This window comes from Paenibacillus sp. FSL R7-0179 (assembly GCF_038002265.1).
In the GTDB taxonomy this organism is placed as follows: domain Bacteria; phylum Bacillota; class Bacilli; order Paenibacillales; family Paenibacillaceae; genus Paenibacillus_AQ.
This window is the reverse complement of record NZ_JBBOCC010000002.1, coordinates 517,927-540,253: the sequence shown is the minus strand read 5'-3', so window position 1 is coordinate 540,253 and position 22,327 is coordinate 517,927. Positions and strand designations below refer to the sequence as shown.

Here is a 22,327-nt window from a genome sequence, read left to right as displayed (position 1 = left end):
CTGCTAATCGCACTCCGCTCCATCTACCAGCCTAGCAAGCCTAGATCCCGGCCAGCACCTGATACCATATGCCACGCTTGGAGTATAAGGTGGTGCGGACTTCCTCCCAGCCGCCAAGATAGCTGATGTCGAACAGCCCGGCAGGAACCGGATACTGGCGCTCATGCGCCGCATAGACCTGCTGGTTCACGGGACGGAAGCCGAACTTGGCGAATATCTCCTGCGCCTCAGGCGTCGTCAAATAATCGACCAGCGCTTCTGCGGCTGCACGGGTACCATGCTTATCCGCATACTTATCCACCACGGCCGCAGGATTCTCGATCAGGATCGTATTCTTCGGGATGACCACCTCATACTTCACACCCTCGGCAATCCGCGCCAGCAGCTCATTCTCATAAGTAACGATCACATCGCCCACCCCGTACTCAAAGGCAGCCATGGACGCCCGCCCGCTTTTATCCAGAGATTCGACGTTTCGGTGTATGCTCTCCAGGAAGGCCTTGGCCGCCGCAGGGTCCTTCGCCCCCTCCAGCTCCTCAGAACGCTTCAGGCCGGCGCCGTAGATTGCGTTGATGTCCCACTGCGCACCGCCGGAGGTCTTCGGATTAGGGTAGAGTACCTTCACCCCCGGCTTCGCCAGATCAGCAAAATCATGAATCCCCTTCGGATTGCCCTCCCGCGTTCCCAGAGCCACAACCGACCGCGTCACCATGCCCGCCTCACCGCCGCGCTGCTTCCAGTCCTTCTCCACCAGACCGGCCTTGACCAGCTTCCCGACATCTCCTTCCATGGCAAGCAGCGTGACATCCGCCTCGAAGCCGCCGGCAATCGCCCGCGCCTGGGTTCCGGAAGCCTCATAGGACTGCTGGAATACGATCGATTGCCCGGTATCCGCCTTCCACTTCTCCGCGAACCCGGGGAGAATCTCGCCCATGGCATCCTTCACCACGCTGTAGGCACCCACCACAAGCGTCAGATCTCCCTGCGGCGGCGCACCTGCCTCTCCTGCAGCCTGCTGCTCATTCCCGCAGCCGGCAGCGGTCAGGGTGAACACCGCCAGCAGTAAGACCGTCAGCCATCCGTGCAGTTGTCTGCTCCTTCTGATAAGCCTCATCCCGGCGACACATCCCACATCATTTATTTTTTCAAGTAGAAACGGCCTTGCCGTCCTTCTGAAGGACGGTACCGTTTCAGCGAGAAATATAAGGATAAGTTATTGAGTGAAACCTATAAATTCTTATATTTAGATAAATACAGGCATCGGATCTTTCTTCAGCCCATTCTCCTGAATCCAGCTCCGCTCCTCATTGAACAGGTAAGCGCGGTGTACCAGCACGGATATCTCCTGGCCCGGAGTGAGCGTTTCTTTCTCAAGGGAGCGGTAGGTGACCAGCTTATGTCCCTTTACTTCAACCTCTACGAGCCATTCACTGCCGCGAAAATGCAAATGCTTGACCGTACCCTGTTCCGTGGCCGAAGCCATTTTGAATTCATGCAGGTAGCCTACCTCAATGTACTCGGGACGGATCAGCGCCTTGGTCGGCTTACCGCCGCCCGCGCCCTCGAAGCCCTTCAGCTCGGAAGCACTCCCGATCAGCGTAGATTCCCCGATGAAGGTGGCCACGAACGGTGTCTTCGGCTCTTTATAGATATCCCAAGGCGTACCCTTCTGCTCCAGCCGCCCCTGGTTAATGATCATAATCTCATCCGCTACTTCAATCGCCTCGTCCTGATCATGGGTGACGAAGATGGAGGTGATCCCGACACGTTCGATCAGCTCCCGCAGCCAGGAACGCAGCTCCTGGCGGATCTTCGCATCAATTGCAGCGAACGGCTCATCCAGCAGCAGCAGCTGCGGCTCAGGGGCCAGCGCCCGGGCAAAAGCCACCCGCTGGCGCTGCCCCCCGGACAGCTGATGCGGATACCGGCTCTCGAAGCCCTTCAGTCCGGTAAGCTCCACCAGCTCGGTGACGCGGTCGCGGATGACAGACTTACTGGCTTTCTTGACTTTCAGGCCGAAGGCGATATTCTCGAACACCGTCATATGCTTGAACAACGCATAATTCTGGAAGACAAAGCCGATCTCACGCTCCTGCGGCGGAAGGTGGTTCACCCTCTTGCCGTGGAAAATAATCTCGCCGCTGTCCGGCGTCTCAAGGCCCGCAAGCATCCGCAGGATCGAGGTTTTGCCACCGCCGCTTGGGCCGAGCAGCCCGATCAGATGGCCTTTGGTAATGCCGAAATGGACATCCTTCACCGCATGAAAATCGCCAAAATGCTTATCGAGTCCCCGGACCTCTACATGCATAATTAGTGCCCTCCCTTTCTTCTCTTGCTCCATTCCATAAGCAGCAGCAGTCCTGCGGAGAATGCGGCCAGCACCAGTGCTATCCCGCCCGCAGCCGTAACATTGAAATTCTCGACATCCTGATAGACCAGTGTGGTGGCCGTCTGGGTCCGGTTCATAATATTGCCTGAGACGACGAGCACCGCACCGAACTCACCCAGAGAGCGGGCCACCGTCAGAATCACTCCATAGATGACCGCCCAGCGGATAGAAGGCCAGGTCACCTTCCAGAAGGTCGTCCAGCCATACGCGCCCAGTGTAGACGCAGCTTCCTCCTGCTGGGACCCGATCTCTTGCAGCACTGGCATCACCTCACGCACCATCAGCGGGAACGTCACGAACAGGGTCGCAATCACCATTCCCGGAAAAGCATACACAATCTTCACTCCGATTTGCTCAAACAACGCACCCAGCGCACTGTCCGGCCCGAGCAGCAGAACGATCATCAGCCCGCCGATCACCGGCGATACCGCATAAGGCAGATCCACGATGCTGTTCAGCAGGCTTTTGAGACGCCGCCCCAGCCAGTTCGCCCGTACCAGATACAACGCCGTCATGATGCCAAACAGCGTATTGAGCAGCGTCACAACCACCACAACGTATCCGGTCATCAGCAGCGCATGCAGCGCCTCGGGCCGGGTTAGGGCGTTCCAGAAGCCGCCCCAGCCTTCGCTGAAGGCCCCCATTGTCATTCTGCCAAGCGGAGCTGCGATCAGGACGAAGAACACGAGATAAGTCAGTCCAATCCACAATCTTCTCATGATCTTCTCCCCCGCATCTGCATAAGGCTGATCAGCCAGAGAATCAGGAAGGATAAAGTCAGCAGAATGATCGACACCGCGGCGGCTCCCGCCGGATTATCACTTTCGACCTCTCCGAAAATATAAACGGAAGACACCAGCGTGCGCCCCGGAATATTGCCTGCCACGAGGACAACCGCACCGAATTCAGCGAGCGCCCGCGAGAAGGCCAGCATCCCGCCGCCGATCATGCCAGGTGCCATAGAGGGAAGAATGACCTGGAAGAAGACCCGGCCCGGCTTCGCTCCCATCGTATAGGCTGCCTCTTCTTCTGATGCGTCGAGCTCCTCCAGCAGCGGCTGGACTGCCCGGATGACGAAGGGGAAGGTGACGAAGACCATCGCAATCACAATGGCAGGCTGGTGGAAAACAATCGTGAAGCCCAGTGATTCCGCAAGGCCTCCGATCATGCTTCCCGGGCCCAGCAGCAGCAGAATCATTAATCCGCCAACCGCAGTAGGCAGAGCAAACGGGAGATCGACAAGGCTGTTCAGCAGCGCCCTGCCCCGGAACTTATACCGGATAAGGACCCAAGCGATCATCGTGCCCAGCAGCACATTCGCAAGAGCCGCAATGACCGCCAGCTTGAGTGTTAACAGGACCGATTTCCAGGCAATCGGATCGCTCACACTTTCAGTGAAGCTTCCGAGTCCGGATGAGAATGAATTGTAATAGACGCCGAGGATCGGCAGCACAATCAGTATGACAAAATACAGTACAACCGTTGATCTAAATCCCCAGGTCCAGCCCTTGTGCCTGATCAGCGAATTCAATGGTCAACCTCCCACCTCCGGATAACCGGTCGGTATACTCGACTTTAAGGCTTGATTATTCCTATTAATATACTTGGTTTAAAGTTATCCCTACTTTACCAAATACCGCTTACTGCCGTCAATTACTTTGTTAGTTTTTGGGTTAAAGTATAAGTAGCACTTGTTGCATTCAAATCAGAGAGGGGCTGTTCATGATGTTGCATACTATGGAGATCACCACCGGCATACGGGATGAAATGCGGGATATTACCCGCGAGGTTCAGGCTTATGTGAAGAATAGCGGAGTCCTTAACGGACTGCTGATTGTCTACTGCCCGCACACCACCGCAGGGATTGCGATTAACGAGAACGCCGATCCTGATGTGAAGCGCGATGTATTGATGCGTCTGGATGAGGTCTATCCCTGGGAGCATCCCAAATACCGCCATGCGGAGGGCAATACGGCTTCCCACCTGAAGTCCATTACGGCCGGTCCTTCGCAGACCCTCATTATTCATGAAGGGGCTGTGCTGCTGGGCCGCTGGCAGGGCATCTATTTTTGCGAGTTCGACGGTCCAAGGCAACGCCAGTGCCACCTCAAAATTATGGAGGGCTAGCACTGCCTGCCCTTGTAGAAGAGCAGCAACGCATGAACCGCGAAGCTGCTCTCTATACAATTTATAGTTCCTGTAACACTTTCACCATGCAAAGTTATACCAATGCAACGCTCTAAAGTACAAGCTGTTAAAAAAAACAGCTTTTTATAAACTGCGGCTTAATACCTTGACATGTGTCAGAGCAACTTGCTTCACATCTTCGAACAATACTTTATCCTGAATATAATAGGAAATAAATCCGTGGGCAGATAAGAATAAGGTCAGCGGCACATTCTGCCAGTCCTCCGACACATATCCCTCTTCCTTCATATGACGGCGGACAATGCTTGCGAATAACTCAAAACATCGGCCCTGCTCTGCCCGGCAATAAGCCAGCAGCTCTTCGTCGCGGATCATGAACATGATCTCATACTGATACGGATGGTCCAGCCCGAACCGGATGAACTCCATAATCAGCTGCTCCACCCGGGTCATTCCCTCTTCAGGCGGAGTGGTCATAGCCTCATTCAGCAGCGAAGCCACATGATTGAAATCCTCAACTACAATGGCGTAGAAGAGTTCGGCCTTCTCTTTGAAATGGTAATACAGGGAGCCGTGGCTGTAACCCAGGTGCTGGCCAATGCTGCGCATCGAAATGGCACGGTACCCTTTGGTGATGAAAAGATGCCTCGCCGCCTCCAGAATTCTTTCTCTCGACAACTCCTGTTCCACTGCTCTTCTTGCCATAATCTATTCCCCTTCGCTGTAGTAAAGCCGCCGCCCTTCCGTAACGAGGGATTGCCCCTCCGTAAGATCGGTTATCCATGCGATAAATGCGTCACCTTCATCATTGCGCGGAAGACACAGCAGTGTAACTTTATCCGTAAACAAAGTCTCTCCGGTCTGAATATTCCGGCTCCGCAGTGCATTCTCCACCTTGCCCAGCCAAGTGTACTCGATTTCCACGAATACCTCCCGTCTCAGCACACGTGTAATGACCTCTCCGGCCGCAAGCGCCAGTACAGCGCCATCGGTATAGGCCCGAATCAGCCCGCCTGCACCCAGCATAATGCCTCCGAAATAACGGGTAACTACAATAGCGACATTCTTCACCTGTTGGCTGCGGATTACTTCCAAAATCGGTTTCCCGGCCGTACCACTCGGTTCCCCGTCATCCGACTGTCTCTGGATCTCATCCCTCTCCCCGATCATATAAGCAGAGCAGTTATGCGTAGCATTCCAGTGCTGCTTCTTGATCGAATCGATAAATTGCACAGCTTCTTCCTCGTTCTCCACCGGCATGACATGCCCGATGAAGCGTGATTTACGGATTACGACCTCCCGCGAGCCGGGGGTACGTACCGTCCGGTATTGTTCCAGCATTGTTGTCCATTCCTTACTCTACATGTGATGACTTGATATATATTAGGAGCAGCCCTGGTAGTGTTTACCTATGGACTGCTCCCTGATGACTTTTCTTACTATGAATGATCTGCGGTTAGAGTGGGACTATTCGGTAAGTCTGGCTTCCAGCTCTGCTTTTTCTTTCTCGTAGCCTGGTTTGCCCAGCAGTGCGAACATGTTCTTCTTGTAGGCCTCAACACCCGGCTGGTCGAACGGATTCACACCCAGCAGGTATCCGCTGATTCCGCAAGCCTTCTCGAAGAAGTACACCAGATAGCCGAAAGTATAAGGAGTCTGGTCAGGAATGGTAACGATCAGGTTCGGCACCTGTCCGTCGGTATGCGCCAGCATAGTTCCCTGGAACGCCTTCTTATTAACGAAGTCCATGGTCTGGCCAGTCAGGAAGTTAAGACCGTCCAGATCATCCGGATCATTCTCGATCGTTACATGGTGCTGTACCTTCTCCACTTGAATAACCGTCTCGAAGATGTTGCGGTTACCCTCCTGAATGAATTGGCCCATGGAGTGCAGGTCCGTCGAGAAGTCAACGGAGGAAGGATAGATTCCCTTGAAATCCTTGCCTTCGCTTTCGCCGTACAGCTGCTTCCACCATTCAGAGACAAAGTGCAGGGACGGCTCGTAGTTCACGAGGATTTCTGTCGTCTTGCCTTTGCGGTAGAGCGCGTTACGTACTGCAGCGTATTGATAGCTCTGGTTCGTAGCCACATCCGGATTGTTGAACTCATCGGCTGCGGCTGCGGCCCCCTGCATCATTTCTTCAATGTTAATTCCCGCTACGGCGATAGGCAGAAGGCCTACCGGTGTCAGTACGGAATAACGTCCGCCTACATCATCAGGGATAATGAACGACTCATAGCCTTCTTCGTTAGCCAGCTTCTTGAGTGCGCCCTTCTCCTTGTCTGTTGTAGCGTAGATCCGTTTGCGGGCTTCTTCCTTGCCGTATTTCTTCTCCAGTGCTGCACGGAAGATACGGAAAGCAATAGCCGGCTCGGTAGTTGTACCGGATTTGGAGATTACGTTCACGGAGAAGTCTTTGCCTTCTACCAGGTCAAGCAGATGCGTGATGTAGGTAGAGCTGATGTTATTACCGGCAAAATAAACCTCCGGTGTCTTGCGCTTGTCCTTGGACAGGTTATTGTAGAAAGAATGTGACAGCGCCTCAATAGCTGCGCGGGCTCCCAGATAAGAACCGCCGATCCCGATCACGATCAGAACTTCCGAATCACTCTGGATCTTCTTGGCAGCCTGCTGAATGCGGGCGAATTCTTCCTTGTCATACGCTGTAGGGAGATCGATCCAGCCCAGGTAATCGGAGCCGGCTCCGCTCTTGTTATGCAATTGTTCGTGGGCCAGCTTCACCGGAGCGGCGAAGTAGTCGATCTCGGTCTGGCTGAAGAAGGAAAGGGCTTTGGTGTAGTCAAAATTAATCTTCTTGGACATCGGTAATGGTAGCCTCCTGTTTATCTCTTTAGATTTGACACCGTGTGTTGCAACATTATAATCTAGAATACTTTAATTTGCCTTGACTGGCAAGGTCTTAAGGCATATCCCCGGCTTTCCGAACCCTGTTTATGAAAAAAACACTGAAAGCGGTTACCAAGCAGACAAGCATACCTGTTCTGTGGAACATGCTGTAACCTTCTGATAGAATGAAGGCAAACTTAGTTTCTATAAATATGATCTCAGGAGAGCAAAGGTGGAATTGAAATGAAGCACATCGGCTTTATCGGACTCGGAACAATGGGAGCACCTATGGCGTCGAACCTGCTGCGAAGCGGCTTTGAGGTTACGGTGTACAACCGTACAGCAGCGAAATGCAAACCTCTCGAACAGGAAGGCGCGAGGACAGCCGCCACACCGCAGGCAGCAGCGGAAGGCAAGGATGTTATTATCACCATGATCAGCAACGATGATTCGATCCGTGAAGTCTTCTATGGTGACCATGGCATTCTCGCTACCCTTCAGCCGGGAACAACTGTGATTGATTCCAGCACCATCTCCCCCGGACTCGCAAAAGAGATCGCTGCTGAAGTTGAAGCACGGGGCGGCAGCTTCCTTGATGCCCCTGTAACCGGCAGCAAGCCGGCAGCTATCGACGGCACACTGGTCTTCATGGTCGGCGGACATGCCGAAGTGATTGAGAAGCACCGGGATCTCTTCGACTCCATGGGCCGCCTGCTGCTGCATATGGGCGCTAACGGCAGCGGCGCTGTAGCCAAGCTGGCTCACAATGCCATGGTCGGCATTCACAATGTCGCACTCGCCGAGGGCTTCTCCATTGCAGTGAAGTCCGGAGTACCCGCAGACAAGTTCCTGGAGCTGGTGAAGAACGGCTCAGCAGGCAGCAAGCAAGCCGAGCTGAAGGGCCAGAAGATCATCGAAGGAGACTTCAGCAACCAATTCTCCTTAGCCCTCATGCTCAAGGATCTCAAGCTGGCGTCCTCGCTCAGTGATTCCACCGGCGTTCCTTCCCCTATGCTCGGCGTAGCCAAAAGCATGTTCCAGGCAGGCTTCAACCACGGCTTCGGCGACGAGGATCTGTCCGCTGTGGTCAAATCCTACGAGGACTGGATCGGGAAGAAGATCGGAGAAGGTAACTAATCTAACGGCGGCTTTTCCAGAATCTGTTTATGATGGTGTTACACACTATTGTAAACAGGGGAGGAAATTTCAATGCTAACCTTTGAACTGGCCCGGCCAGAAGATGCGGCCATGTTGGCGGATGTCCAAAAAAGAACCTTCGACGATGATGCCCGCTGTTATCAGGATAAAGAAGAGGATGGCCCTCCAGGCTATGATTCGGTGTCTTGGCAGATCAGGCAGATGCAGCAGAGCCATTATTACAAGCTCTTGAAGGATGGTGAAATTGTCGGCGGGATGATAATCTTTCCGTCATCTGCAGAAGCGGAATGTCATCTGGGCCGTATCTTTATCGATCCGCTCTGCCAGAATCAAGGCTTCGGGCATGAGGCTTTGCATTTCTTATTTGTACAGTACCCTGCTGCCAAGCGCTGGACGCTGGATACACCCTCGTGGGCCGTCCGAAATCATCACTTCTATGAGAAGCACGGCTTCATAAAGACCGGGGAGACCAAGGATGCTGAGAGTAATGAGAGCATCTGGGAATATGAGCGGAGAAGTCCGCTGACAGAGGCAGGCCGTTAAGAGCAGAATTAGTCTATTAAGTGAACCAGTCTTTGCCTTGTGCCACACCTAAGAATGTGTTCGGTTTTCCGCATACATTCTGCCCGCATCCCATACAAAAGGTGCCTTGGAATTCCAGGGCACCTTTCTTTGCATTCATGGCAAGACCGCCTAATTAGGGTGTGGACGCAAAAATACCGGTGATTTCATCACCGGTACAAGTAGTTTATTTTACAGTACATATACAAAAAAACATACGTTTTCCTTGCGTTAACTATAAAATTAATATAGCACAGAAATGTCAACATAACAAGCATTTTTATGGAATATGAAGAAAATAAATGATTCTCCCCGTGTCAGCCGGGCAGCAAGGATCAAGAAGGCGCCCGAAGCGGCTGTCCCCCTCCCCTCCCCTGATGATATGATCTTCTGCGCGAAGGAGGCGACAGCTATGCAAATCAGATTGAGAAATATCCGCAAAAGCTTCAAGGTGTACAAACGGCCCGAAGGAAAATGGGGACTGCTGAGAGGAGCGTTTATGCGGAATGTTACCCGGGTAGACGCGCTCGGCGGCATCAGCTTTGATATTGAAGAGGGTGAGCTGGTAGGTTACATTGGCCCGAACGGCGCCGGTAAATCCACCTCTGTCAAAGTGATGAGCGGCATCCTGACGCCGGACAGCGGAGAGTGTACCATCCTGGGCAAGGTTCCGTGGAAGCACCGCGTAGAGCATGTATCCAAGATCGGCGTCGTATTTGGCCAGCGCTCACAGTTATGGTGGGATGTTCCGGTGGCAGACTCTTTTGACGTGCTGAAGGATATTTATGCGATCCCCACAGGCGACTACCGCTTAAGACTATCTGAGTTATCGGCAACACTTGGTGTGGAAGCGCTTTTAAGGACCCCTGTGAGACAGCTTTCGCTCGGGCAGCGGATGCGCTGTGAGCTGGTGGCGGCACTGCTGCACCGGCCAAAGCTGCTCTTTTTGGATGAGCCAACCATCGGACTCGACGCGGTATCTAAGCTGGCGCTGCGCAATTTTCTGAAGGAAGAGAACCGGAAGTACGGGATTACGATGCTGCTGACCACACATGATATGGACGATATTGAGGCATTATGCCAGCGGGTCATGGTGATCGGGCACGGGCAACTGCTCTATGACGGGCAGCTCTCAGGCCTGCAGCAGAAATATGCGCCGGAGGTCGTCATGAAAGTGAACACGGATGCGATGATTGCGGCTATGTACAATGACTTAGCTTTGGGTTAAGCCCATCCACCCATCAGGAGGTGCACAATGAACTTTAGAAATACATGCCGGGCTTGCAGCTCCCTCTTCCGAATCCGCATGGCAGAGGGGCTCCAGTACCGGGTGTCCGCCATATCGGGCACGATGGTCAGTGTGTTCTGGGCGCTTATAGAATGTGTGCTGTTCACCGTGTTCTATACATACAGCGACAATGGCTCCTGGAACAATAACGGACTCAGTCTTCCTCAGGCCATATCCTATGTCTGGCTGGCCCAGGGTCTGTTTGTACTCCAGAGTATGAACATCGACAGCGAAATCATGGGCAAAATCAACAACGGCGACGTCGGTATCGAGCTGTGCCGGCCGATGAACCTGTACACCCACTGGTTTGTCAAAAGCTCGGCCGGTAAGCTAGGCACCAGTTGGATGCGGGGACTGTCCACCGTGCTCGCCGGTCTGCTGATGCCTGCCGGTTATGCCCTGGGCGGGCCGGCCTCCCTGCCGGCACTGTTCTGTTTTCTGCTGTCGGTAGTGATGGCGTTTGTGTTGTGCTCGGCCTTCGCTATGCTTGTGACTGCGATCCGGCTGAATATCACTTGGGGGGACGGACCGACCTATATGCTTCTACTGCTAAGCGGCATATTGTCCGGCACCTACCTTCCCCTGCGGCTCTGGCCTGATTTCATGCAGACCTTCCTGTACCTGCAGCCGTTTGGCGGATTCGCCGACATCCCTCTGCAGCTCTATATAGGAAGCGTGGCACCTGCCGGTGCACTTCCAGGCATAGGCTTGCAGATCCTCTGGAGCCTTATCTTTATCGCGGCGGGCCGGATGATCATGAAACGCAGACTGCACAGCATTATCGTCCAGGGAGGGTGAGAGTAACATATGCTTGCTGAAGGTAAAATTTATTGCAAATACTTGCGGATGCATCTGCTGTCCGGTATGGAATATAAGGGCTGGTGGCTGATGCTGATTCAGGTGCTTACCGTAGTAGTCACTGATCCCATCGCCACCGTGTTGTTGTTCTCCCGCTTTGGTAATGTAGGCGAATGGACTGTTGCCCATATCATTCTGGTCTACTCGCTGGCGGTTGCCTCCTTCGGACTTGCCGAGAGTCTATGCCGCGGTTTTGATTATTTCCCTTGGCATTTGTTGCGCTCCGGCGATTTCGACCGGCTGCTGCTCCGTCCACGATCCCTGTTCGTCCAGGTCGCCGCTTCCAGATTCCATCTGCACCGGCTGGTCCGGCCGTTTACAGGGATCTGTGCGGCGGGCTGGGCGCTGGGAGAGCTCGGCGTTCCGCTGACGCCCGGCAGGCTCGGCATTCTGGCGATGGCGCTGGCCGGAGGCTGTCTGATGTACTGCGGTGTATTCGTGCTAACCTCAGGGATTGCTTTTTTCACTATCAAAGGGCTGGACTGGATTTATCTGCTAACCAATGCCAGCTACCAGATTACCCGCTGCCCGGAGCCCTATATGCCGCGGATGCTAAAATCCGTATTCAGCTTCATGCTCCCCATGCTGTTCATCAGCTTCTATCCGGCGGCCACCGTCTGCGGCTGGGATTACCCCCGATGGCTGGGCTTCCTCTCGCTTCCCTCCGGAGCTGCCTTTCTCGGAGTGTCTCTGCTGGTCTGGCGCATAGGCGTGAGGCATTACAAAAGCACTGGGAGCTGAACTCCGGTGAAGCAGACAATACAAAAAAAGCACCCCAAGGTTATCCTCAGGGCGCTTTTTTATTTTTTATTTTAAACAATCGGGTAAGAACAGCAATAATCAGTTAATGCGAATACTTCCAGGGCAAATTTGGAGTTGCCGGGAACATGGAAGGTCTCCGCTCCCTCGATGTCCTTCCACACCTCAGTGCCGGGAAGCAGCACCTTGAGCTTGCCGGAGAGAATCTCCATCGTCTCGGGGCCATCTGTGCCGAATTCGTATACGCCAGGCAGCATAATGCCGAGTGTCACCTTAGTGCCGTCTTCCAGAGTAACTGTACGGCTGGTCACTTTTCCGTCGTAATAAATATTGGCTGCTTTTTGAATTGTCGCGTTAGTAAACTGACTCATCTGCTCATTCTCCCCTTTGTTCATAGATCCTTAGATCCGTCTATTATAGCAGCGCTTTTACGCGGCTGACTACATTTTCTACAGTGAAGCCGTATTCTCTGATTACAGTGTCGCCAGGGGCGGAAGCGCCAAAGGTAGTGATTCCCAGAATGTCGCCCTGATCGCCTGTATAACGTTCCCAGCCGAAGGTTTGTGCCATTTCAATGGCCAGACGGGCTTTCACCTCAGGCAGAATAACGGAATCGCGGTATGCTTTATCCTGCTTCTCGAACAGATCCCAGCTTGGCAAGCTGATTACGCGAACATCAATGCCTTCTTCGGCAAGTGCAGCCTGAGCCTTAACTGCCAGCTGTACTTCAGAGCCAGTAGCAATAATCTGTGCCTGCGGAGTACCGTTCTTGGAATCAGATACCACATAGCCGCCGCGTTTGATGTTATCGCGCACACCGTCTACGGTTCCAGCCAGGATCGGCAGGTTCTGACGGGTCAGTACCAGTGCTACCGGATTAGCGGTGTTCTCCATGGCGTATGCCCAAGCTGCAGAAGTCTCGTTGGCATCAGCCGGACGAATAACTGTCAGACCTGGAATGATACGCAGGGAAGCAAGCTGTTCAATCGGCTCATGGGTAGGACCGTCTTCACCGACAGCGATACTGTCATGAGTAAGCACATAGGTTACCGGCAGCTTCATGATGGAAGCCAGACGGACAGCCGGACGCAGGTAATCTGTGAATACGAAGAACGTACCGCCGAATACCTTAAGACCGGTGTGCAGGGCAATTCCGTTCATAGCTGCAGCCATTCCGAATTCACGTACGCCGAAGTAGATGTTACGGCCGTCATAGGATTCGGAGGTGAATTGGGACAGACCGTTCAAGTGCGTCATGGTCGAGCTCTCCAGATCGGCAGAACCCCCAACCAGCTGCGGGATACCGCCAGTCAATCCGTTCAGTGCATTACCGGAAGCCACACGGGTAGATACCGCCTTGTCTTCTGCTTTGTAGAATGGCAGATTGGCATCCCAGCCTGCAGGAAGCTCACCGCTTAGTGCAGTTTCGAGCTGTGCAGCAAGCTCAGGATATGCTTTTTTGTAGGCTGCAAATTTCTCGTCCCATGCTTTGTTAGCAGCGATCCCTTTGGCCTTCACTTCAGCAAAGCTGGCACGGACTTCATCCGGTACATAGAAATCTTCTTCATATACCCATTTGTAGTATTCCTTTGTCAGCTTCGTTTCATCAGCACCCAGCGGGGAGCCGTGAGTACCGCCGTGTCCGCCTTTACCTTGCTTGTTCGGGCTGCCGTAGCCGATGACAGTCTTCACTTCAATCAGTGTAGGCTTGCTGCTGTCTGCTTGAGCCTCTTCAAGAGCCTTAGCCAGTGCAGGAAGATCATTACCGTCTTCTACGCGCAGAACCTGCCAGCCGTAAGCTTCAAAACGCTTAGCAACATTCTCGGAGAATGCAAGGTTCAGCTTGCCGTCAAGGGAGATATCATTCGAATCGTACATTACAATCAGCTTGCCCAGCTTCAGGTGTCCGGCAAGTGAAGCAGACTCGGAAGAGATCCCTTCCATCAAATCGCCGTCGCCGCAGATGGCGTAGGTATAGTGGTCAATCACGTTATGTTCATCTTTATTGTAAGTGGCACCCAGCTGTGCTTCAGCCATTGCCATACCTACAGCCATACCGATACCTTGTCCAAGCGGACCAGTTGTTGCATCTACTCCGGCAGTGTGGCCGACTTCCGGATGTCCCGGAGTTAAGCTGCCCCATTGGCGGAACTGCTTCAATTCTTCCATAGGCAGATCATAGCCGCTGAGATGCAGCAAGCTATAGAGGAGCATGGAGCCATGTCCGGCAGACAACACAAAACGGTCACGGTTGACCCAAGTCGGGTGGTCCGGGTTATGATTCATCGTCTTGGCGAACAATTGGTATCCCATAGGAGCGGAGCCCATCGGCATACCTGGATGTCCTGAATTTGCTTTTTCAATGGCATCAATGGCAAGTGTACGGATTGTAGTGATGGCCAGGTTGTCCACCGTTGAGTTTTCTTCTTTATGAATGGCTTGATCTTTTGCTTGTTCAGTCATTACAATAATCCTCCTCGAATCAAGAATGTCATTTTGACTATTATTGTATCACGGAAGTGGAAGCATTTCCAATTGTTTTTGCTGTAGCTTATATTTAGCGGCTTCTGCCGGGTCTATACACTCTTAAGCCAGATTTCCGGCGCCACTTGAAGATACAAGACAGGAATACAGGGACTTAGCCTTAAGTCTAGTTTCTAATTAAGACTAAAGTTTGTTTTACAAAGCGGATATATACAGTAAGATGGAAGTACCTCAGCGGAATTTTAGCCGGATTATCCATAATTTCCAGCAGAAAGGAAGTCGGAAGATGACTGCAAACAGAGATATTTATATTGTGCTGACCGGAACAGGTACGGCCTTCAGCGGAATTATCAAATGGTTCACCAAAGCGGAGCTGAATCATGCCTCAATTGCTTTTGACAGTGAACTGCGCGAGGTCTACAGCTTCGGCCGGAAAAAAGTGTACAACCCTTTTATCGCCGGGCTGATCCATGAGAACTTCATCCATCCGTTCTATAGCAGTGCTGACTGTGCCATCTACCAGCTTAGAGTCAGTGAGGAAGAGTATGACACTATGTATAACCATGTCCAGGGTATGATGCAGAATCAGGCGCGCTATAAATATCACCTGCTCGGTCTGGTCGGTGTGCTGCTGAACATACGGATTGACCGGGAGAACGCCTATTTCTGTTCCCAGTTCGTCGCCTCTGTATTTGAGGAAACAGCTGTTCATCCGGTAGCCAAGCCCTCCTGCTTCGTAACTCCGGAGGATTTCGCGTTATCCTTGAATGCCCACAAAATATTCAGCGGCAAACTCTCCTACTATATGCACCGGAGTCATTCTGCGGCCCACCGAGGTTCCAGTCTACATAACCCCCAAGCTGTTGATCAGGCAGAATATACAGCCACAAGACTGCGGCTGCATGAAGAACGGGCCGAGGGAATCGTCTGAACGATCACCCTCCGTCCGCTTGATGCCTAGTAAAACATAAAATTATGGCAGGAAGCATAAGTCACAAGGTTTGGTTCCCCGCGCTATTTTACACGATGGCTCTGATAATATTCTGTCCAATCTCCGAGAATCGTTACTGCCACTGTATCCACCTTGGTCTGATACTCATTGGTAGCAGTGAAGGTAAAAGTAACCGGACCATCCGGCAGCTGCTCGAACGAGGGATCGGCCAGCTCACCTGTCCACATGGTCTTATCGCTCCCGGCCGGACTCAGCGCAGCCGTGTATCCTCCAGTCATTGTGACTTGCACGGTATCCGGCAGTCCGGTAGCTGTCCCCTGCAGCACGAATTTCTCGCCAGCCCAATAGACATTATACCCCCGCGGACTTTCAGGCGAGCCGCTGTGCTTCATATTGTATGCCTGCCGGTTGCCGTTCCACTCCTCTGTATGCTGAACAGCCCCCTTGATGCTAAGCAGGTTAACCATCATGAATTTCTTAGGAGAGACCTTACTCCATTCAAAGCCGTCATAGGCTTCTACTTCCACGCCATACCTTACGTTCTCTATGAGCCTGCCAGCCGGCACCTGCCACTGCTTATTGCTGGAATACTGTTCGCCTGAGCCGATAATCTGGCCACTCGTCAGATCGATGATCCGAACCTTGAAGCGTTGCTGCTGATCGCCGTCTTCGTCTTGGTAATCCCATTTGATAACTGGCGTAAGGGTGCTCACAATGGTTGGACTGGTGTACACAGTACTCGCCGGGTAAGTGATGTTCACCACAGGGAGCCGGTTTACTACCGTAATATTGTGAATAAGTTCCCGGTACAGTCCCAGGGAATCTGTGACAACCTGCCGCAGGGCGAAGGTTCCGTTAGAAGTGAACTGCTTGGTAAAGTTGCTTTGTGTATTGAAGAGTGCCTCCGCCCCACCTGCCAGTTTCATGAAATACTGATGGCTTATGGTGTCCCCCTTCGGAATATCTGCATCCGTTGCCGTACTTTGGATGTTCAGAACATCAGTCCGGTAGATCGGTACCTTCGCCGCATCTTTTCCGGTATCCGTAATGAGGGTGAATCCCGGCTTAGGCGGATTGTCGATGATAAAGACTTTTTCGTTGGAGATTTCAGACCACTTCCGTTTGGAGAATGCGCGCCCTTGAACTGTGTAGAGCAGGAATCGGTCCAGCGATTGATCCGGTAACTGATACTGGCGTACTGAGCCTGAACTGTCGGCGTTCTCTACCGTTTTGGCTAACAGCTTGTCCTTTGTAAAGAACTCCAGCCGGTAGCTCTCCTGCGGATCATTCTCCGGGTCGGAGTAGGTCCACTTGATCAGCGGATCTCCTTCTTTTTCGGCATCGATAATTGTAGGGTTGTTCACCGTCCCGGCAGGATACGTAAGGGTCAGGTTAGGAGCCAGGTTTTCTTTAACCGCCACCTTAAGTGTGGCTATATTCGACTTGTCTCCAATCTGGTCCACGGCCCAATGCTCCAGCGTGTAGGTTCCCAGTTCATCGAAGGCAAGTGAGATACTCGGAGTCTGGAAAAGTGTGATCTTATGATCGCTTCCCGTTACCCGCCAGTAATACATCAAGCTGCCCTGATCCGCTATATCTTCATCCGCATCGGAGGAAGTGAAGATACGATTATCATACTGATTGACCGCTGCCGGACCGTTGATTGCCGCTATCGGGATATGGTTTTTGACGCTGAACATCTGGGTGGCATAGGAATAAAGGCTTCCATCTGTCACATTGAGCCGCATTTCCCAGCCGTCAGAGATGGCTTTTTGCGCAGAAATCCCATAATCATTGAGTACGTCCTGCACCCTGAATACCTGATTGCGGTTGCTCCCCCGCCAGTAATAGGGATCATTATTAAGCTTGGTATACCAGCCATATTGCAGGTTATCTCCGTCTTCATCCGGATCGGGGGTCAGGTTATTCAAGCTGATGACCGTATCCCTGTAGACCTCATTAGGCATCGTAAAGCTGGCCGCTGGCGGATGATTGATGACCTGCACGGTCTGGCTGTACACATTCGACCAGAGTCCGCGGTTATCGCGAACCTGCAGATTCAGCTGGTAAGATCCCACGCCGAAGGCCGCGATATTCGGGGGTACAGCTGCACCGCCCGAATGACTCCACACCTGCTGCCAGCCGTCTTTTATAACCGTCCAGGAATACACATCGAGCGGATCATTATCCGGGTCAAAGGACTTATCAATAACAGTGGTTGCCTTACGGTAAGAGACATTAGTAGGATTCACTGTGAATAGAGCAACCGGCGGCAGATTGGCCGCACTGCCCACACTCTGCTGCATCCAATCACTCCAGACCCCGAAGCCGCTAGGCCCGTCGATGTCCCGCACACGCAGCCGGATCTCATATGCAGCCGCAGATGGAAGCTGCGCCGGTGGCTGTCCTTCGGTCCAGACCTCATCCCCCGCCTTGCGCCATTGCCACTGCCAGGTCACCAGCCCCTTAGCAGGACTCGACATATGGTCCAGATCATAAGAGCTGTCTGTGAGATGCAGCGTACCGCCGATCAGCTTCGCTGAGAATAAGGCAACCGGCTTCCGGTGGATCATGAACGTCATACTGGATAAGTTGTCGCGGCTCCACATACGGTAATTATCAAACCGGTCATCGCCCTTCGGATTATCCATCGCTTGAAAGGTAGCCGTGTAAGCGCCGCTGAAGGGAAATGACGGATACTTGCTATCCCGCCACAACCCGCTGTCCCAGATCATCCCCATGGAGTTATCAAAAATAGCCGGGTCCTGATCATAGCGGTACCGCTCTGCATATTTGCCATCATTCTCATAGTCGGTATACGTTGTGCTGATATCAATCGGGCTGTTAATAAGGAAGAAGGCTTTGTTCCTCAGCCGGTTGGTCACACTAAAGGAAGTGGAGGCTTCCGCCTTCAGATTGAACGGATCCACTACCTTCACATTGACGTTGTACCATCCAGGCGGGATTCCCTCATTCAACACATCGATAGGAATGGTGAAATTTTTCGCAGATCCTGTATTTGCTATGGTGATTTTCTTGTAGAACACGTTCGGGATCTCGGCAATGACATCCACCGTGTCGTTATCCGGGTCTTGCACGTATCCTTCAAGATTATATGTACTCAGGCCAGCGTCGTTGATAATATTCTGTCCCGGCTGAGAGGTTAGGGTGAGATTAGGTTTCTTGTTGGTCGATAACGGAAAGACCCGTTCATCGCTAACAGTATAAGTGTGGAAATATTGATATGTGCCTGAATCTTTCGATACGTCTGCTACCCAGTAAAATTCAGAGAACGATTGCAAAAACTGAATAGAATTAGGCGTCTTTCCTGGAGTCAAGTAGACTGAAAATGAACTAGGTAACTCATCATATATTGAATAATAATAATCATCAAAGTAAATCCGTTTTTCATATAACCCCGGAGTAGTATACCGGGTCGAGTCAAAATAGGGCGGGTTATTTTCACTATCAAGAAAAGACCCTTCTCCTGCTGATGCTATGGAACCCCTACTACCATCTGGATAGCCTACTGTCGTGCTGGTAGAGAATCCGGTGGTAAGACCATGCTTCCATCTCGATTCCCGATCTTGTTCTTTGGGGTAAAAGGGTATTTGTTCACGCGTAAGACTCCATAATGTTGGAGTTTGGAGATTGCTCATGTTAATGTGAAGTACCCCAGTGATTTTATTGAATGTCATACCTGTTAAATCAATAGCCGGTATATCAACCCGCATTGAAGATGCATACCAGTTCCTGTCTCCTTCAAAAGATGGAGGGCGTGAGGCAATTAACTGCCTTGCCGGAATATGTACATCATTAAATTCAATAATCTCTCCCGCAGCCGCTGCCTGTTCAGTACTAATCCCCATCCAAGAAAACCAGGGGAGCATAGTGACCATTAAAATTAATATCGTAATTCGCTTTATCAGACTCAGACTTTTCATGCGGTTATCCTCTCTTCTACCATGACCAATCGACTGCCGGAGCACGGTTGTACACTTCAATGACTCGTTCAGCTATCGGCTGCGGCGGCGAACTGCTATAGGAGTCTCTAGATTTCCGGTCGGCTGGAGTAATAAACTCTTCAATGGTTGGCTGATCGAACTCCTCGGTTACTGTAAGGCGCACTTCATATCTCCCCACACTGCTCAACTGCAAATTAAAGGCTGTTTTGTTCTCGTTGCTGAATATCACCCAAGCTTCATCCGCAAAATTCCCGTCGTTATTAGAATCGTATCTGTACTCCCAAATACGGCGATCCAGAAAATCATAATCCGGAGAGAAGGACATATCCGTAAGCGCAGCGCTGGCTATATTGCCTTGATTAGGATCTCTATAAATCTTATTGGGAACCGAGATATACACAACAGGCGGTTCATCGGCAACAATCTGAAAAATCATGCTTGTGGAGTCGCCAAATCCGGCAGTGTTAGTTACTGTAAGGGTGGCCTTGTATGTCCCAGGTTTCTTAAACAATACATCTTTGGAGTTCATCCCTGAGAGATTTCCCAGGTATTTAATATCTGCGGCAGTGCCGCCGGAAACAGGTGAAATCGTCCACTGCGTCTTGGTCTCATCAATAGGGTAATGCTCCGGGCTTCGGCTCTTACTCAATAGTGTTACTTTCCTGTTTTCTTTTTTTGTCCCCTTTACATCAATGACCGCTTTAGGGATGGGTTGGATGACATTAATTTTGGCGCTGGTTGAACCGGTCAGTCCTCCGTTATCAGTTACGGTTAGGCGTACGGAATGCTGGCCGAGAGCACTTAGCGGATACCAAGTCCAGCCGAAGGGACCACTAACCGGCTCCACAGCTCCAGGGGTATTGTACTTATAATCTACAATCGTTCCGTCTGGATCATATGAATCTTTACCATAGATCAAGGTTTCTTCCCCTGCCATGACCTCTTCAGGTACATCGAGTACAGCTTTAGGCGGCTTATTGTTATTGGCTGGGGGTGGTGTTGCAGGGATAGGAGAATCTGAGACTTCTACGGTTGCCTTCATTGTTTTGGACAGTGAGGATATGGTCCCCCCTGACGACACTATCGGCTTGGTGAAGCGAACGGTCACCGTGAGGGTGTACTCCTGTTTTACATTGCTGCCCCGGCTCTTTGGGATGACAAAGTTATCAAAGGTCTGTGTGCTGTTCAGAACCTTGCCGTAATCCTTCTTAATCTTCACATCATTAGAGCCAGTCTCCTTCGCATAAAATATCCATTCCTCGATGTTAGATGAATTATCGTAAGCCAAAAGGTCTCCCTTGACTCTCAAGGATACCTCCGTGTCCTTCCCCTCAAACTTCGCCGGGTTGGGCGAAGGCTTGAGGATGCTTACTCCGCCGTCTAGGGTGGGTTCGGTGATGGGCGTGTAGCTGAAGGATACGCTGCCGCTGTAGCTATAGGTTGGGACTTTGGCATCGGCCTTATAATAATAAGTAGCCGTTACCTCATACTTTCTGCCCTGAGCTAGACCTACAAGAGGGTGAGATGAATCTGCATCTTGATTAACATAAGTTTGTTCTGTTATTTTTCCATCTGAGTTCACAAAATAGGGAATAGCATAGTTTACAATAACTCTATTGTTTTTAAATTTAATCTCTTTAATAGTGTTAGAAGAATATTTTGATTCAAAATACGGTTTAATCGTGCTTGCATTAATATATTTTGAATCTATGACATTGGTTTGCGATCCATCGTACCATTTTAAGTAATCCATAGACTGATAAGGAGCAGCCGAAACAACTACTCTAGGTGGAAGATCCGAGGGATTTGCATTGTCTTCTGCTGGCATATCTTTTGTTTTCATTCCATCGTTGGATTCATCATACTCATTAATTTGCCAGCGTCTACCATCAGAGTATCTCCAAATGGAGTTGTATGGATTTGAAATATATAATGATCCGAAAGAGGCACGATATCCGAGAACATTTGATATTGTTTTGTTATTAGACACGCCATTTAATTTTAAATTAATCTTCCCATTTTCTAATGTAATATTTCCATTCAATTGATTACTTCCATTATATTTAAAACTTCCTGAATTAATTGAAGCTACTGTTACCCCACTTGGTAGATCTAAGTTGTATGACTTAACAGCATTATCATCGCCTATTAATCCCGTATTTGCAGGGATAGAAATGGAGACTGTTTTAACTTCTGCTGCTACTACCTCCTTAACTTCAATTAAGGAGGCAGTACTTAAAGTGAGTATTATCAAAAGTGTCAGTATTTTCTTCATTCAGGTACCACAAACTTTTCTACATAGTTTTTCCCGTAGAACATACGGATAACAAAATGATCAAACTCACCGTTGTAAACATACCCAATATAAGATGTAATCTTTTCTCCAGGTTTAAGTGAGTATGTCCACAATGCTTCTTTACTGTTGGTTTTAGATGCTAATTTCTTGGGCCAAATTGCATCTGTCATTTTTCCAGTTGCAAAGGTAAGTGGGATAGAAGCTTTAATATCGTTACCACCACCGTGCATTTTTTTGTTCGTCTTATTCTCTATGGTTACCTTAGTCCAAATAAAGTATTTTGGGCTATCTATTATATCAGTTGAATCCTGAAACCCATACATCTTCTGAAGCTTCTTCACCTCCGGAGACTTAAAATCATAAATCATAATCTTATGAAGTGTATAACTAAGTCCTTCCGATTCAAGCGTGACTGGCAGGTCCATTGCCTTCTTCAGTCCGAATTTAGCCAAATTATCTGTCATCACCGGAGCCGCCGTAGCCTTCACCCCCGAAGCACTAACATCCCCCGCTGAACCAACAGCCGGACCGGCCAACAAGGCCACTGCCAGAAAAGCTTTTACTGCGGTTTTCCCCGCTATTGTCTTGCTAATCTTCAACTTTGTCATAATTAATCTCTCCC

19 protein-coding genes are annotated in these 22,327 nt (G+C 51.0%); 7 read left to right on the top strand and 12 right to left on the bottom strand.

Annotation, left to right across the window (positions count from 1 at the left end):
- Positions 1-40: 40 nt before the first annotated feature.
- The 4 genes from MKX63_RS19040 to cysT all read right to left on the bottom strand — a co-directional run bounded on the left by MKX63_RS19040 (position 41) and on the right by cysT (position 3,920).
- A complete protein-coding gene (locus tag MKX63_RS19040; RefSeq protein ID WP_341019264.1) occupies positions 41-1,114 on the bottom strand; it encodes a sulfate ABC transporter substrate-binding protein in 1,074 nt (357 codons plus the stop codon).
- Positions 1,115-1,243: 129 nt separating this feature from the next.
- Complete coding sequence (locus tag MKX63_RS19035) at positions 1,244-2,308, bottom strand: sulfate/molybdate ABC transporter ATP-binding protein (protein WP_341019263.1); 1,065 nt, start codon at positions 2,306-2,308, stop codon at positions 1,244-1,246.
- 2 nt (positions 2,309-2,310) lie between these two features.
- Positions 2,311-3,108: a sulfate ABC transporter permease subunit gene (locus MKX63_RS19030; protein WP_341019261.1), complete on the bottom strand. Its 798-nt coding sequence runs from the start codon at positions 3,106-3,108 to the stop codon at positions 2,311-2,313.
- Complete coding sequence (gene cysT / locus MKX63_RS19025) at positions 3,105-3,920, bottom strand: sulfate ABC transporter permease subunit CysT (protein ID WP_341019260.1); 816 nt, start codon at positions 3,918-3,920, stop codon at positions 3,105-3,107. Before cysT ends, MKX63_RS19030 begins: the two co-directional genes overlap by 4 nt.
- A gap of 194 nt (positions 3,921-4,114) precedes the next feature.
- On the opposite strand from cysT, the gene MKX63_RS19020 reads away from it, so the two are divergent.
- Positions 4,115-4,516, top strand: coding sequence for a secondary thiamine-phosphate synthase enzyme YjbQ (locus MKX63_RS19020; RefSeq protein ID WP_341023119.1), 402 nt, complete (start codon positions 4,115-4,117; stop codon positions 4,514-4,516).
- 144 nt (positions 4,517-4,660) lie between these two features.
- Here the strand turns inward: MKX63_RS19020 and MKX63_RS19015 are convergent, their stop codons facing one another.
- From MKX63_RS19015 to MKX63_RS19005, 3 genes are all read right to left on the bottom strand, one after another.
- Complete coding sequence (locus MKX63_RS19015; protein ID WP_341019259.1) at positions 4,661-5,242, bottom strand: TetR/AcrR family transcriptional regulator; 582 nt, start codon at positions 5,240-5,242, stop codon at positions 4,661-4,663.
- Positions 5,243-5,245: 3 nt separating this feature from the next.
- Positions 5,246-5,878, bottom strand: a complete 633-nt coding sequence (locus tag MKX63_RS19010) for a YigZ family protein (RefSeq protein ID WP_341019258.1) — start codon at positions 5,876-5,878, stop codon at positions 5,246-5,248.
- Between the two features lie 126 nt (positions 5,879-6,004).
- Positions 6,005-7,360 carry a glucose-6-phosphate isomerase gene (locus tag MKX63_RS19005; protein ID WP_036700477.1) on the bottom strand — a complete coding sequence of 452 codons (1,356 nt, stop codon included), beginning with the start codon at positions 7,358-7,360 and terminating at the stop codon, positions 6,005-6,007.
- Positions 7,361-7,621: 261 nt separating this feature from the next.
- On the opposite strand from MKX63_RS19005, the gene MKX63_RS19000 reads away from it, so the two are divergent.
- The 5 genes from MKX63_RS19000 (at position 7,622) to MKX63_RS18980 (ending at position 11,990) form a co-directional block, all read left to right on the top strand.
- The gene (locus MKX63_RS19000; RefSeq protein ID WP_341023117.1) at positions 7,622-8,521 is read left to right on the top strand and encodes an NAD(P)-dependent oxidoreductase; all 900 of its coding nucleotides are present in this window, start codon (positions 7,622-7,624) and stop codon (positions 8,519-8,521) included.
- Between the two features lie 72 nt (positions 8,522-8,593).
- Positions 8,594-9,085: a GNAT family N-acetyltransferase gene (locus tag MKX63_RS18995; RefSeq protein ID WP_341019256.1), complete on the top strand. Its 492-nt coding sequence runs from the start codon at positions 8,594-8,596 to the stop codon at positions 9,083-9,085.
- 430 nt (positions 9,086-9,515) lie between these two features.
- Positions 9,516-10,331, top strand: coding sequence for an ABC transporter ATP-binding protein (locus MKX63_RS18990; protein ID WP_341019255.1), 816 nt, complete (start codon positions 9,516-9,518; stop codon positions 10,329-10,331).
- A 27-nt stretch (positions 10,332-10,358) separates the two neighbouring features.
- Entirely contained in the window at positions 10,359-11,189 is an 831-nt protein-coding gene (locus MKX63_RS18985) for an ABC transporter permease (protein ID WP_341019254.1), read from the top strand.
- Between the two features lie 48 nt (positions 11,190-11,237).
- Positions 11,238-11,990 (top strand): ABC transporter permease, encoded by a 753-nt coding sequence (locus MKX63_RS18980; RefSeq protein WP_341019253.1) that lies wholly within the window; start codon positions 11,238-11,240, stop codon positions 11,988-11,990.
- Between the two features lie 71 nt (positions 11,991-12,061).
- On the opposite strand, the gene ppnP is transcribed toward MKX63_RS18980, so the two are convergent.
- Both ppnP and tkt read right to left on the bottom strand, forming a co-directional pair.
- A complete protein-coding gene (gene ppnP / locus MKX63_RS18975; protein ID WP_341019252.1) occupies positions 12,062-12,379 on the bottom strand; it encodes a pyrimidine/purine nucleoside phosphorylase in 318 nt (105 codons plus the stop codon).
- A 43-nt stretch (positions 12,380-12,422) separates the two neighbouring features.
- Positions 12,423-14,471 (bottom strand): transketolase, encoded by a 2,049-nt coding sequence (tkt, locus tag MKX63_RS18970; protein ID WP_036727551.1) that lies wholly within the window; start codon positions 14,469-14,471, stop codon positions 12,423-12,425.
- Between the two features lie 307 nt (positions 14,472-14,778).
- Here tkt and MKX63_RS18965 point away from each other — a divergent pair, with 307 nt between their 5' ends.
- Positions 14,779-15,423, top strand: a complete 645-nt coding sequence (locus tag MKX63_RS18965) for a hypothetical protein (protein WP_341019251.1) — start codon at positions 14,779-14,781, stop codon at positions 15,421-15,423.
- 83 nt (positions 15,424-15,506) lie between these two features.
- Here the strand turns inward: MKX63_RS18965 and MKX63_RS18960 are convergent, their stop codons facing one another.
- The 3 genes from MKX63_RS18960 to MKX63_RS18950 all read right to left on the bottom strand — a co-directional run bounded on the left by MKX63_RS18960 (position 15,507) and on the right by MKX63_RS18950 (position 22,313).
- The gene (locus MKX63_RS18960) at positions 15,507-18,782 is read right to left on the bottom strand and encodes a hypothetical protein (RefSeq protein ID WP_341019248.1); all 3,276 of its coding nucleotides are present in this window, start codon (positions 18,780-18,782) and stop codon (positions 15,507-15,509) included.
- A gap of 622 nt (positions 18,783-19,404) precedes the next feature.
- Positions 19,405-21,684 (bottom strand): hypothetical protein, encoded by a 2,280-nt coding sequence (locus tag MKX63_RS18955; RefSeq protein ID WP_341019246.1) that lies wholly within the window; start codon positions 21,682-21,684, stop codon positions 19,405-19,407.
- Positions 21,681-22,313, bottom strand: a complete 633-nt coding sequence (locus MKX63_RS18950; RefSeq protein WP_341019244.1) for a hypothetical protein — start codon at positions 22,311-22,313, stop codon at positions 21,681-21,683. Before MKX63_RS18950 ends, MKX63_RS18955 begins: the two co-directional genes overlap by 4 nt.
- Positions 22,314-22,327 lie beyond the last annotated feature (14 nt).

Bases quoted from the DNA above. Each gene is read 5' to 3' on its own strand.
- MKX63_RS19040 (WP_341019264.1), bottom strand. From the start codon at position 1,114: ATGAGGCTTATCAGAAGGAGCAGACAACTGCACGGATGGCTGACGGTC.
- MKX63_RS19035 (WP_341019263.1), bottom strand. From the start codon at position 2,308: ATGCATGTAGAGGTCCGGGGACTCGATAAGCATTTTGGCGATTTTCAT.
- MKX63_RS19030 (WP_341019261.1), bottom strand. From the start codon at position 3,108: ATGAGAAGATTGTGGATTGGACTGACTTATCTCGTGTTCTTCGTCCTG.
- MKX63_RS19020 (WP_341023119.1), top strand. From the start codon at position 4,115: ATGTTGCATACTATGGAGATCACCACCGGCATACGGGATGAAATGCGG.
- MKX63_RS19015 (WP_341019259.1), bottom strand. From the start codon at position 5,242: ATGGCAAGAAGAGCAGTGGAACAGGAGTTGTCGAGAGAAAGAATTCTG.
- MKX63_RS19010 (WP_341019258.1), bottom strand. From the start codon at position 5,878: ATGCTGGAACAATACCGGACGGTACGTACCCCCGGCTCGCGGGAGGTC.
- MKX63_RS19005 (WP_036700477.1), bottom strand. From the start codon at position 7,360: ATGTCCAAGAAGATTAATTTTGACTACACCAAAGCCCTTTCCTTCTTC.
- MKX63_RS18995 (WP_341019256.1), top strand. From the start codon at position 8,594: ATGCTAACCTTTGAACTGGCCCGGCCAGAAGATGCGGCCATGTTGGCG.
- MKX63_RS18990 (WP_341019255.1), top strand. From the start codon at position 9,516: ATGCAAATCAGATTGAGAAATATCCGCAAAAGCTTCAAGGTGTACAAA.
- MKX63_RS18985 (WP_341019254.1), top strand. From the start codon at position 10,359: ATGAACTTTAGAAATACATGCCGGGCTTGCAGCTCCCTCTTCCGAATC.
- MKX63_RS18980 (WP_341019253.1), top strand. From the start codon at position 11,238: ATGCATCTGCTGTCCGGTATGGAATATAAGGGCTGGTGGCTGATGCTG.
- ppnP (WP_341019252.1), bottom strand. From the start codon at position 12,379: ATGAGTCAGTTTACTAACGCGACAATTCAAAAAGCAGCCAATATTTAT.
- tkt (WP_036727551.1), bottom strand. From the start codon at position 14,471: ATGACTGAACAAGCAAAAGATCAAGCCATTCATAAAGAAGAAAACTCA.
- MKX63_RS18965 (WP_341019251.1), top strand. From the start codon at position 14,779: ATGACTGCAAACAGAGATATTTATATTGTGCTGACCGGAACAGGTACG.
- MKX63_RS18955 (WP_341019246.1), bottom strand. From the start codon at position 21,684: ATGAAGAAAATACTGACACTTTTGATAATACTCACTTTAAGTACTGCC.
- MKX63_RS18950 (WP_341019244.1), bottom strand. From the start codon at position 22,313: ATGACAAAGTTGAAGATTAGCAAGACAATAGCGGGGAAAACCGCAGTA.